At 56.5% G+C, this 12,547-nt stretch carries 6 protein-coding genes; 5 read left to right on the top strand and 1 reads right to left on the bottom strand.

The window, feature by feature from the left end; all coding sequences use genetic code 11:
- Nucleotides 1-324: 324 nt before the first annotated feature.
- Nucleotides 325-3,018: a PAS domain-containing sensor histidine kinase gene (locus tag HNI00_RS12970; protein WP_316786777.1), complete on the top strand. Its 2,694-nt coding sequence runs from the start codon at nt 325-327 to the stop codon at nt 3,016-3,018.
- A 204-nt stretch (nt 3,019-3,222) separates the two neighbouring features.
- On the opposite strand, the gene HNI00_RS12965 is transcribed toward HNI00_RS12970, so the two are convergent.
- A complete protein-coding gene (locus tag HNI00_RS12965) occupies nt 3,223-3,378 on the bottom strand; it encodes a hypothetical protein (protein ID WP_316786774.1) in 156 nt (51 codons plus the stop codon).
- Between the two features lie 74 nt (nt 3,379-3,452).
- Here HNI00_RS12965 and HNI00_RS12960 point away from each other — a divergent pair, with 74 nt between their 5' ends.
- The 4 genes from HNI00_RS12960 to HNI00_RS12945 all read left to right on the top strand — a co-directional run bounded on the left by HNI00_RS12960 (nt 3,453) and on the right by HNI00_RS12945 (nt 12,539).
- On the top strand, nt 3,453-5,657 hold the full coding sequence (locus tag HNI00_RS12960; protein WP_316786772.1) for a lytic transglycosylase domain-containing protein: 2,205 nt from the start codon (nt 3,453-3,455) through the stop codon (nt 5,655-5,657).
- A gap of 275 nt (nt 5,658-5,932) precedes the next feature.
- Nucleotides 5,933-9,787 (top strand): PAS domain-containing protein, encoded by a 3,855-nt coding sequence (locus HNI00_RS12955; RefSeq protein WP_316786770.1) that lies wholly within the window; start codon nt 5,933-5,935, stop codon nt 9,785-9,787.
- A complete protein-coding gene (locus tag HNI00_RS12950; RefSeq protein WP_316786768.1) occupies nt 9,784-10,224 on the top strand; it encodes a response regulator in 441 nt (146 codons plus the stop codon). Before HNI00_RS12955 ends, HNI00_RS12950 begins: the two co-directional genes overlap by 4 nt.
- Entirely contained in the window at nt 10,221-12,539 is a 2,319-nt protein-coding gene (locus tag HNI00_RS12945) for a GAF domain-containing protein (RefSeq protein WP_316786766.1), read from the top strand. Before HNI00_RS12950 ends, HNI00_RS12945 begins: the two co-directional genes overlap by 4 nt.
- Nucleotides 12,540-12,547 lie beyond the last annotated feature (8 nt).

The following is a 12,547-nucleotide window of genomic DNA, read 5'->3' as shown; positions in this document are numbered from 1 at the left end:
CCTAAATCCCCCTTGAAAAGGGGGACCTCCGGAGCGGTTTGGCCCAGTTCCTCCTTGTTAAGGGGGGATCAAAAGTGTCTTAAAGCACGCCCTAGGAATCCTAGCCAGAAATTCTGACAAAACTCTGGCGAAAAATTGGGGCTGAGTCACTCTATTTGGATCTCATGTTGGATAATTCAGCGCGACTTCATCCCACCCCAAAATGCTGTAGCGTTCACCGAGTCAGTTTATTGAACCTTCATTGAACCTATGTCTCCAGACGAGGCTCTTTCTTCCCAATTGCTGTCTGATCCATCGTTCGCTAAACCATCATCTCAACCCTCGTTGTCTGAACGAACTCCCACGGGCGATCGCCCCGTTGGCACGGCTGGCTCGATCGACCCGCTTACTGTGGCAGCAGCCTTGGGCAGCGCCCAGGGATTTTTGAGCGCGGTGCTGGAGGGCATTACCGACCCCATTTTTGTCAAAGACGATCAGCATCGCTACTTATACTTCAACGACGCATTTTGCCAGCTTACGGGGCTAACGCGAGAGCAACTTCTGGGCAAATCCGATCAAGACCTATTCTTGCCCCATGAGGCAGCGGAGTTCCAAGCCGCCGATCGGCTGGTGCTGCAAAGCGGAGAGGCGCAGGTTCATGAAGAGTCGATGACCGATGCCACCGGCGCGAATAAAATCGTGCTGGCCAAGAAAACGCGGATTCAGGACGCGCTGGGTAACTGCTATCTGGTTTGCACGATTCAAGACATCACCGGGCTGAAGTGGCGAGAGGCAGAGCTAGAGGCGGCGATCGCCCGATTTGATCTGGCCAACCAGGCCACCAACGAGGGGCTTTGGGAAATTGGGCTGATCAATGGCGACTTAAACCATCCCGATAATCCCGTCTGGTGGTCGCCCAAGTTTCGGGAACTGTTGGGCTTTCGGACGGCCGCAGAGTTTCCTGACCGGGTAGACAGTTGGAGCGATCGCATCCATCCCGACGATGCTGAGTGGGTCACCGCCGCCCTGCTAGCCCACATCCAGGACCCCACAGGGCAAACGCCCTACGACGTGGAATACCGCATGTTTACCCGCACGGGCGAATGCCGCTGGTATCGCGATATCGGTGTCACCATTCACGACGAAACCGGCATCCCGCTCAAAGCCGTCGGCACGTTTCGCGATGTCACCGATCGCAGGCAGGCCGAGGAAGAACTGCGCCGCCAAAAACACCTGTTCAAATCGGTACTAGACAACATTCCCCATCGCATCTGGCTAAAGGATTGCCAGGGACGACATGTGGTGGTGAACCAGTCCTTTGCCGAGTCGGTAGGGATTGCCCCGGAAGCCCTGATTGGCAAAACCGATTTTGATCTCTGGCCGACCGACAAGGCACAAATGTTCCAGGATGAAGACCAGGCCGTGATGAACACGGGTCAGATCTTCTCGCTAGAAGAACAGCTTCCCTTGCCAGACGGCACCATACGCTGGTTCAACACCACTAAAACGCCGATGTATGACGAGGCAGGCCAGGTCATCGGCACGACGGGCATCTCGATGGAGGTGAGCGATCGCCGCCACGCCGAAGAAGCCCTGCGCCAGGCGAAGGAAGAGTTAGAGTTTCGCGTGGAGGAGCGCACCGCCGAACTCCAGGAAACCGTCGATGAACTACAACGGGCCGTATTTGTCCGAGAGCAAACCGAACACTCCCTACTGAAAACGCTGAAGGAACTCCAGTTTCGCCAGTTCGCAATGGATCAGGCTGCCCTGATTGCCATCACCGACTCGCAGGGCGTGATTACCTACGTCAACGACAAACTCTGCGAAATTTCGGGCTACAGCGAGGCAGAACTCATCGGCAAAACCCACCGCATCATCAACTCTGGCTATCATCCACCAGAGTTTTTCCGGGACATGTGGGCGACGATTCGCAGCGGCAAGGTGTGGCGCGGCGAGGTGAAAAATCGCGCCAAGGCGGGTCATTTTTATTGGGTATCTACCACCATCGTGCCCGAGCTCGACCAGGATGGGCGCGTACAAAAGTATCTGGCCATTCGCTTTGACATCAGCGATCGCAAATTTGCCGAAGAAGCCCTCCAGCAGTCCGAAGCCCAACTGCGCCAACAAACTGACGAATTGCGAAACACACTTTGGGAACTCCAGCGCACCCAATCGCAACTGATTCAAAGCGAAAAGATGTCGTCGCTGGGGCAACTGGTGGCAGGCGTGGCGCACGAAATCAACAACCCGGTGAACTTTATCTACGGCAACCTCAACTACGCCAACGAATATACCGAAGACTTGCTGCAAATTGTGCGCCTCTATCAGCAGCACTATCCCCAACCCCTGCCAGAAATTCAGGACGTGTTGGGCGATGTGGATCTGGACTTCTTGCTAGACGATATGCCCAAGCTGCTGAAGTCAATGCGCGTTGGGGCAGAGCGCATTCAGAAAATCGTCATGTCGCTCCGCAACTTCTCGCGCATGGATGAGGCGGAATTCAAAGCCGTCGATTTGCATGAGGGCATCGACAACACGCTGATGATTTTGCAGAATCGGCTCAAGGGCAAGCCAGGTCAGCCTGCCATCGAAGTGGTGCGGGAATATGGCTCGCTGCCCGAGGTGGAGTGCTACGCCAGTTCGCTGAATCAGGTGTTTATGAACATCCTCAGCAACGCCATCGACGCGCTTGACGAGGCGCTGGAAAAAGGAAACTGGGGCGCTTCGCAAAGCGATCCCGGCAGGAATGGCTCCGATTCCCCCCGCATCACCATCCGCACAGAATACATCGTGCCCAATCGCGTTGCCATCTACCTGATTGACAACGGCCCTGGCATCCCCGAATCGGTTCAGAAGCGCCTGTTCGACCCCTTCTTTACTACCAAGCCCGTCGGCAAAGGTACGGGCCTCGGCATGTCCATCAGCTACCAGATTGTCACCGAACGCCACGGCGGCATTCTGGAGTGCATTTCCGAACCGGGGCAGGGGGCGATGTTTCGGATTGAAATTCCGATTCGACAGGGAGGAGGGGGAGATTGAGGGGGAAGGGGGAAGGGGGAAGAACGAAGAACGAAGAGGGAAGAACGAAGAACGAAGAACGAAGAGGGAAGAGGGTGGTGGGCACAGTGTCTTTGGAGCGTCATCAGTAGAAATCCTGAATTTTGAGAAAAGCGGGCCGGATTCTGGGATTTTGAGCTATAAGTTTCGTGAAAAGATTGCGCTCTCAGCATCTCCAGGGTTTTGTTATGCGATCGCCCTCCTCTCGCTCTGCTGGTAAACGTCCGCCCGCCCGCCCCGGAAAATCGCCCGTTCCCAAACCGCCTCAGCCGTCTCACCCATCGCCGGGTCGTCGTCCTGCGCCTCGCCCGGTGGCAAGTTCCCCTCCAAAGCGGTTACCATCGCTCAAGACTCCGCTAAACAAGACGGCGCGGAGACAGCCCCCTGCCCACTCCCCTAGAGCGATTCTCCGCAAGATGAAACGGAAGCGAACTGCAAATGCCCTATGGCTATCCATCGGCACGGGATTGACTGTGCTGCTGCTGGGTGCCGCCGCGACGCGACTTTGGCCCCAAGCATCCTCCAATTCAGCACAGAACCCGACTGGAGAAGAAACGCTGGCGATTCCCGAAACGCCGCAATCGGCCGTGTTTTCCCTAGCGACGCAGCCTCCCCAGCAGCGAGCCGCCCAACTGCAACTGCTGGCTCAGGGCAAACGATCCGATGAGCAAAAACGGGCACGGTTTTTGCTGGCCAGCGACCTGATTCAGCAGGGACAGGCCGCCGCTGCGGTTCCCTTCCTGGAAAAGCTGGATAAGGATTACTCGACGCTGGCGGCCTATGCGCTGAAGCGACGGGCCCAGGCCCATGCTGCCGCAGGGGAAACCGAACAGGCAACGGAAGCCTGGAAAGAACTCGCAAATCGCTTTGCAAAGAAGCCCGCCTCGGTGGAAGCGCTTTATAAGCTGGGCAAAGCAGACCCTAGCTATTGGCAAACGGCGATCGCCCGCTTTCCGGCACATCCGCGATCGCTCGAAATTGCCCAAGCGCTGCTCAAACAAGACCCCAAGCAGCCCGAACTGCTGCTGCAAATTGCCCGCTACGGCCACTATTTGCCAGAAGTCGGTGAATATCTTGACCGTCTGACCAAAGACTACGCCGACACGCTAAAGCCTGAAGACTGGGAGGCGATCGCCTTTCTGAACTGGGAAAAACAGCGCTATGGCGAAGCGGGCAAAGCCTATGCCAAAGCCCCCCGCACGCCGCTCAACGCCTACCGAGAAGGACGGGGCGCACAGCTTGCGGGCCGCCGCGATACCGCAGTCACCGCCTACAACAAAGTCGTTGCCGAGTTTCCCGACTCGCCCGAAGCCCCCACCTCGCTGCTGCGCCTGGCCCAGTTGGGGCGCGATCGCGCAGCAAAGCTCACCTATCTCGACCAAGTGATCAGCCAGTATCCCGACCGGGCAGGCGACGCGCTGCTAGAGAAATACAAACTGGTCAAGCCCGACGCGGCCCAAGCAACGCTGACGGCCCAGGTTGCCCAAATGCTCCTAGAAAGCCACAGCAAGACCGATGCCGCCGCCGAACTGCGCTGGATGCTGGCCGAAGAGAAGGCTGCCCAAGGTGATATCCAGGGCGCGTGGACTCTGGCGCGACAGGTGGCCCAGGAAAATCCCGACAGCCCCCTCGCCGCCGAGGCCGCCTTCTGGGTGGGCAAGTGGGCGCAACGGCTAGGACAGGCCCAGGAAGCCTCCCAGGCCTACGAATATGTCCTCAGCCGCTATCCAGAGTCTTACTACGCCTGGCGATCGGCGACGATGCTGGGCTGGGATGTGGGCGACTTTACCACCGTGCGACAAAAGCTGCCGCCTATCGCACTGCCCGCCATGCACCCGATGCCGCTAGCTGGCTCCGACACGCTCAAGGAACTCTATCAACTGGGTCAGTATCAGGATGCTTGGGCACTGTGGCAAACGGAATTTACCAATCGCCAGTCGCCAACGGTGGAGGAGCAATTTACCGACGGGCTGATCCGGCTGGGCGTGGGCGACAACCTGGAGGGCATTTTTCAGATCTCCAGCCTGGTGCGCCGCACCGAGCCAGAGGTACAGCCCCAGATCCAGGCAATCCGACAGCAGGGCGACTATTGGCGATCGCTCTTTCCGTTCCAGTTTGCCGAGCCGATTCAGCAGTGGTCGCAAACCATGCGGCTAAATCCGCTCTTGGTGACGGCGCTCATCCGCCAGGAGTCGCGCTTTGAGCGCAAGATCGTGTCCTCCGCCGGAGCCAAGGGGCTGATGCAGCTGATGCCAGAAACCGCGAGCTGGGTGGCCAGCAAGCTCAACCAGCCGCAGTATGATCTGGAAAACCCCGACGATAATATCAAGCTGGGCACCTGGTATCTCAACTACACCCACGAAACCTACAGCGACAACTCGCTGTTTGCCGTGGCCAGCTACAATGCCGGCCCAGGGGCGATCGCCCAGTGGATCGAGCGCTTTGGCTACAGCGACCCCGACCTATTTGTTGAGCAAATTCCCTACCCCGAAACCAAGGGCTACGTTGAAGCCGTCTTCTCCAACTACTGGAACTATCTGCGGCTCTACAATCCCGACGTATCCGCCAAGCTGGCCCAGCGCTCTGCTGCCCACCGCGCCATTGCCGAGTCGCTGCCCTAAGCCTCCATATTCTAAGCCCCCATTTCTAAGCCCCCATTTCGGCGAACCGCCCCTTCACTCTCAATCCCAAACTCCCCAAATGCCCCTCGTGATTTCACCGTCGCAGGGGCATTCCGCATTTTGGCGGATGCTGTTTCGGGCGATCGCCGATGGAAATACAGCCAAGTTTATGCATTAGGGCGAAAATGAGAGCAAGTGAATCAACACTAGAGATGTTTTCAAGCCTTTACGCCTTGTCCGGTGTATTTAAAGTTCCTTTACCTGTTTTAGCGTTTGTGCCCCATGGCCACTGCTATCTATGGGACCCTCGACTGGTGTGGCTACACGGACTGTCGAATGGGCTGACTGCAATTTCCTACTTCGCCATTCCCGCAGCGCTGCTCTACTTTGTGCAGCAGCGGCAAGATCTGCCCTATGGCTGGCTGTTTAAGCTCTTTAGCGCCTTTGTTGGCGTGTGTGGGCTGAGCCATGTGATGGAGATCTGGACGCTGTGGCATCCCGACTATTGGGTATCGGGCGGCATCAAGGCGTTTAATGCAATCTTGGCGCTAACCACTGCTACCAAGCTGATTCCGCTGATTCCTGAAGCCCTAGCTCTGCCTAGCCGCACCGAACTCGAACTCGCCAAAGCCAATCTGGAAGACCTGGTGCGCGATCGCACGCAATCACTAAAACTCAGTGAAGAACGCTGGCAGCTTGCCTTGCAGGGCACCAACGACGGCATTTGGGATTGGAACTTTCAAACGGGTGAGGTCTTTTTTTCTGACCGCTGCAAAGAAATGCTGGGCTTTGATGCAGACCAGTTTATGGATAGCCCAAAAGTCTGGGAGAGCCTGATTCACCCGGATGATTTGCCTGCGGTCACGGCTGCATTCTACGAGCACTTGGAGGGCAAGGCTCTTTTTTATACCCTAGAGCATCGATTGCAGTGCAAAGACGGTACTTATAAATGGGTGCTATCGCGGGGGCAAGCGCTGCGAAATGAGGCAGGAACCGTGACCCGCATGGCAGGTTCCATTACCGACATCACCGAACGCAAGCACGCCGAAGCCGCACTGAACGAATCCCGCCGACAATTCCGCAACTTGGTCGAAAATTCACCCGACATTATCGAGCGGTTTGACCTAAACCTGCGGCATCTCTATGTCAGCCCTTCTTTAACCCGCATCACAGGTCTTTCTACCGAGGCTTTTCTGGGCAAAAGCTGCCGCGAGATGGGGCTGGATGAAACAATGGTGAACACCTGGGAATCCGCTGTAAATCGCCTGCTGGCGACAGGAGAAAAGCAGGTCATCGAGTTCTCGACTCCAACGCTAGAAGGAGTCCGAGCCTTTGAAATGGTCATTGCGCCGGAATGGGACGAGCCGCAGGCCGGAGAATCAGCGGCGAAGATTACCTCCCTCCTCTGCATTTCCAGAGACATCACCGAGCGCAAGCAAGCAGAAGAAGCCCTCGCCGCTAGCGAACGGCAGCTTTCGACGCTGATCAGCAACTTGCCAGGCTATGTCTACCGCGTGCAAAATGACCCTAACTTTACGCCCATCTTCATCAGCGCAGGCGTAGACGCTGTGACGGGCTATCGCCAGGAGGAGTATCTGGTTGAGCGCTCGATTTCCTGTGGTCAGGAAATTCATCCCGATGACGCAGAGTGGGTTTGGGAACGGGTGCAACAAGCCGTGGGCGATCGCACGCCCTACGAATGCGAATATCGTATCCGGACAAAAACCGGCGATGAACGCTGGGTTTGGGAGCGCGGCCGGGGGATTTACGATGAAACCGGAAACCTGCAATGGCTGGAAGGATTTGTAACTGATATCAGCGATCGCAAACTTGCCGAAGCCGAACTGCGCGACCAGCAGGAGATCCTGCAAACCACCTTTGACCACCTCCCGGTAATGGTCGGAGTCTACTCAGCAACAGGCGACATTCTGCTGATTAACCGCGCAATAGAGCAGACCATCGGCTGGAGCAAAGAGGAATACGCCACCGTTGACGTGTTAAGACATTGCTACCCCGACCCGGCAGAATATGACCGGGTGATTCGTCATATCATGACGGCTGATTCGACCTGGCAAGATTTCAAAAGCCGAATGCGCGATGGTCGCCTCTTAGACACCACCTGGGCCCAAATTCGCCTGTCGGATGGCCGCAGCATCGGCATCGGGCAAGACATCACCGAGCGCAAGCAAGCCGAAGCAGCCCGACTGCAAACCGAAAAGCTCCAGACCGAGCTAAAGCTGTTGGAAACCGTCCTCGACTCGGTGCTGGCGGGCTATTGGGACTATGACCTCCGCAACGGAACCAACTACTGGAGTCCAGGACTAAAGCGGATGCTGGGCTATGCCGAAGACGAAATCCCTCACACGCTCGACAACTGGGAGCGGCAAATCTGGCCAGAAGATTTGCAAACGGCAAAGGCCTGCCTGGAGCGGCATGTTCAAAGTCGTGGGGCAGAGCCGTATTACAACGAAGTCCGCTATCGCCATAAGAATGGGTCAATCGTCTGGGTAATCTGCGCGGGGCAGGGCATCGAGTGGAGCGAGTCGGGCGAACTGCTGCGGATGGTGGGCTGCCATGTCGATATCACCCAGCTCAAACACATCGAGGCTCAACTGCGAATCAGCGAGGGGCATCTACAAGCAGCCCAGCGGATCGGCAACATCGGCAGTTGGGAGTTTGACGTTCAAACGGAACAAATCACCTGGTCGGAGCAGGTATTTCACATCTTTCGGCGCGATCTGGCGCTGGGAACGCCTGAGGACTTTGCAACGTTTCAGCAGTTGGTTTACCCCAGCGACCGCGAGTTTTATACCCAGACCGTGCAAACGCTGATGGATACCCATCAGCCTTATGACGTTGAATTTCGGATTTGTCGGGGCGATGGCTCAATTGGGCACGTCCAGTCCAAGGGCGAAGCCGTGCTAGACGCGACGGGACGCTTGATTAAGCTGACGGGTATCGTCCTCGACATTACCGAACGCAAGCAGGCCGAAGAACAGCGCCGCCTGTTGACCGATCGCCTGACGCTGGCGCTGAAAGCCGGAGAAATTGGCACCTGGGATTGGGATACGGTTCACGAGGCATTCTGGGATGATCGGATGTATGAAATCTATGGCTTACAGCATTTACCAGCGCTGGGGCAGTCTGCAACCTATCAGGACTGGTGCGATCGCCTCTATCCCGAAGATTTGGCCCCAACCGAAGCCGCATTGCAAGCTGCAATCCGTGGTGAATGTGAGTATGACGTAGAGTTTCGCATCTGGCGCACCGATGGTGAGCTACGTTGGATCAAGGCCAATGCGCTGTTGCAGCGAGACGCTCAGGGCAACCCACTGCGGATGACGGGCATCAACTACGACATTACCGAACGCAAGCGGGTCGAAGCCAAGCTATTGCAGAAATCGGCCCAGCTTGAAGCCTCTAACCGAGAGCTAGAAGCCTTTGCCTATTCGGTGTCCCATGATCTGCGATCGCCCCTCCGCGCCATTGACGGCTTTAGCAGGGCGCTGCTGGAGGATTATGGTCATCAGTTTAACGACGAGGGCAGGGATTATTTCAACCAGATTCGGCACAATGTGCAGCGCATGGGAATGCTAATCGACGACCTGCTCAGCCTGTCTCGCGTTTCGCGGCTGGAAATGCGATATGCCACTGTTGACCTGAGTGCGATCGCCCACGAGCTTCTGCAAGAGCTACGGGCCGCCGAACCCGAACGTCAGGTCGAGTGCATCATTGCGCCCGATGTCACCGTCTGGGCCGATTCCTGCCTGATGCGCGTCGTCCTCAGCAACTTGCTGCAAAATGCCTGGAAATTTACCAGCCACCACAGCACCGCCCGCGTCGAGTTTGGCACCCTCCAGCAGCCCGAACAGACGGTCTACTTTGTTCGAGACGATGGGGCTGGCTTTGATATGGCCTACTCCGCCATGCTGTTTGGCGTGTTTCAGCGTCTCCACAACATGACTGAATTTCCCGGCACGGGCATTGGGCTGGCGACTGTCCAGCGCATTATCCATCGCCACGGTGGCCGGGTTTGGGCAGAGGCGGCCGTCGAGCAAGGAGCCACGATCTATTTCACGCTTCCGATTCCCGTGCTTGAGGCGAGACTTGAGGCAAGATCTGATCTATGAGTTCCCTGCGCCCTATCCTCCTTGTCGAAGACAATCCGGATGACGAACGCCTGACGCTCCGAGCGCTCCGACGGGGCAATCTAGGCAATGAGATCCTGATTGCTCGGAACGGGGAAGAAGCCTTGAACCTGCTGTTTGGACTGGAGTTGCTGCCCTGTGTGGTGCTGCTCGATCTGAAGCTGCCCAAAATTGACGGTTTGGACGTATTGCGTCGAATTCGGGCTAACGAACGCACACACCTCCTGCCCGTGGTGATCTTGACCTCTTCCAGCGAAGACCGCGACATGATTGAAAGCTACAGCCTGGGAGCCAATAGCTACGTGCGAAAGCCCGTTGAGTTTGAGCAATTTACAGAAGCAGTACGCCAATTGGGGCTATATTGGGCGCTAATTAATGAGCCACCCCCAGAAAGTTTGCCTGGGAGTTCGCTGGCATGAGTGAGCCACTGATTGTGCTGATGGTCGAAGATTCTAAAGACGATGCGCTGCTAGTGCTGCGGGCGCTGCGGCAAGACGGCTTTAATGTGGTCTGGGAGCGCGTGCAAACGGCCGATCAGTTTCGGGCAGCGCTAGCATCGCGCACTTGGGATGTGGTGATTTCAGACTATCGGCTGCCGGGGTTCGATGCACCTGCGGCCCTCAGCATCCTCCAGCAAAGTGGAGTCGATCTGCCCTTTATCGTCGTGTCGGGCACGATTGGCGAGATCGCGGCGGTGGCCATGATGAAGGCCGGGGCGCACGATTATCTGATGAAGGAAAACCTGACCCGATTGCCAGAAGCCGTGCGCCGCGAGGTTCGAGAAGCGCAGGTTCGAGCGGAACGGCGACAGGCAGAAATTCAACTGCGACAAACGGCAGAGCGAGAACAACTGATGCGGACAGTGACAGAGCGCATTCGGCGATCGCTCGATTTGGACGAAATTTTATCCGCAACCGTGACCGAGGTACGCCAACTCCTGCAAGCCGATCGCGTGATCCTATTTCAGGTCAGTCTCCAAAGTCATGGCTATGTGGTTCAGGAATCGGTAGGCGATGGCTGGCAACCCTTACTAGGGCAAAACATCTACGACCCCTGCTTTCAAGAAAACTACATCGAGCAGTATTTTCACGGTCACACCTGGGCGATCGCCGATATTGACGATGGCAGCATCCAGCCCTGCCATGCCGAGTTTCTGCGTCAGTTTCAGGTACGAGCCAGTCTGATCGTGCCAATTATCCAGCCCAACTATCTCTGGGGCTTGCTGATTGCTCACCACTGTAGCCAAACGCGACAGTGGCACTCGGAGGAAATTCAGCTTTTAAAGCACCTGGCAGACCAAGTGGCGATCGCCCTCCAGCAGGCCGACCTCTATCGCCAGACCCAGCTAGAACTCTCAGAACGGCAGCGAGCCGAAGCCGCCCTGCAACAGTTGAATCAGGAGCTAGAACAGCGCGTTCAGGAGCGCACGCTGGCATTGCAGCAGCAGGCAGAACAAGAGCGGTTGCTGCGGCTAATTGTGCAAAACATCCACCGATCGCTCGATCTAGACGAAATTCTGGCAACCGTGCTGGACGAAACGCGACAAACGCTCCAGGTCGATCGAGTAACGATTTACCAGTTTGCGCCCGACTGGAGCGGTCGGTTTGTGGCAGAGTCGGTGGGGGAGGAATGGTCACCCCTGGTTGCAGAGGGCGTGCAGACCGTTTGGGAAGATACCCACTTGCAGGAAACCAAAGGCGGGCGCTATCGCAACGGCGAAACCTTTGCCGTCAGCGATATTTATCAGGCTGGGCACACGGATTGTCATGTCGAAATCCTAGCCCAGTTTCAGGTGCGGGCCTATGCGATCGCCCCTATTTTCCTAGACGAACAGCTTTGGGGACTGCTGGCCATTTATCAAAACACAGGCCCCCGCGACTGGCGAGCCTGGGAACTGCGGCTGCTGCAACAAATTAGCCTGCAAACGGCGATCGCCCTGCGTCAATCCAACCTGTACCAAACCGCCCAAGCCCAAGTCGCCGAACTCGAAAAGCTACATCAAATCAAAGACGACTTTCTCAGCACCGTGTCTCACGAACTGCGATCGCCCATGACCAATATCAAAATGGCAATCCAAATGGTCGAAGTGCTGTTAGAACAACACCAAATTCAGGACGAACGCCTCACGCGCTATATGCAAATCCTGGAAGATGAATGCTCACAGGAACTAAACCTGATCAACGATTTACTCGATTTGCAGCGCCTAGAAGCAGGCGTGCAATCCATCGAACTGGAAAACGTCGATCTCAACTATTGGCTTCCGTCGATCATTGAACCCTTCGAGGCCCGCATTCAGGAACAGCACCAGCGTTTGAAGGTCAACCTACCGCAAAACCTACCGTCCATCACCACCGACCTGAACGGGTTCAAACGCATCTTAATGGAACTGCTGCACAACGCCTGCAAGTACACTCCACCCCATGAACTAATCACGCTAACGGCCCACGTTGCGGATGGAATGCTGAACGTTCAGGTGAGCAACTCAGGAATTGACTTGCCCGCCGAAGAACTGCCGCGCCTGTTTGAAAAGTTCTATCGGGTGGTCAGTGTAGATCGGTGGAATCGCGGCGGCACTGGGCTAGGACTGGCGCTGGTCAAGCGGTTGGTAGAGTATCTGCATGGTTCGATTGAGGTAGAAAGCGCCAACGCCCTTACCAGCTTCACGATTCGGTTACCGATTCAGCCTCAGTCTGCAAGCGCTAATTCTACAAGCGCTAATCCTGCAAACGCTTGACTAGCAAT

This window comes from Thermoleptolyngbya oregonensis NK1-22 (genome assembly GCF_032705245.1).
Classification (GTDB): Bacteria; Cyanobacteriota; Cyanobacteriia; order Elainellales; family Elainellaceae; genus Thermoleptolyngbya; species Thermoleptolyngbya sichuanensis.
This window is presented reverse-complemented; position numbering and strand designations above follow the sequence as displayed.

What these genes read in the sequence shown, in the direction of transcription:
- HNI00_RS12965 (WP_316786774.1), bottom strand. Translation starts at nt 3,378, where the DNA reads ATGGTAACCGCTTTGGAGGGGAACTTGCCACCGGGCGAGGCGCAGGAC.
- HNI00_RS12945 (WP_316786766.1), top strand. Translation starts at nt 10,221, where the DNA reads ATGAGTGAGCCACTGATTGTGCTGATGGTCGAAGATTCTAAAGACGAT.
- HNI00_RS12960 (WP_316786772.1), top strand. Translation starts at nt 3,453, where the DNA reads ATGAAACGGAAGCGAACTGCAAATGCCCTATGGCTATCCATCGGCACG.
- HNI00_RS12950 (WP_316786768.1), top strand. Translation starts at nt 9,784, where the DNA reads ATGAGTTCCCTGCGCCCTATCCTCCTTGTCGAAGACAATCCGGATGAC.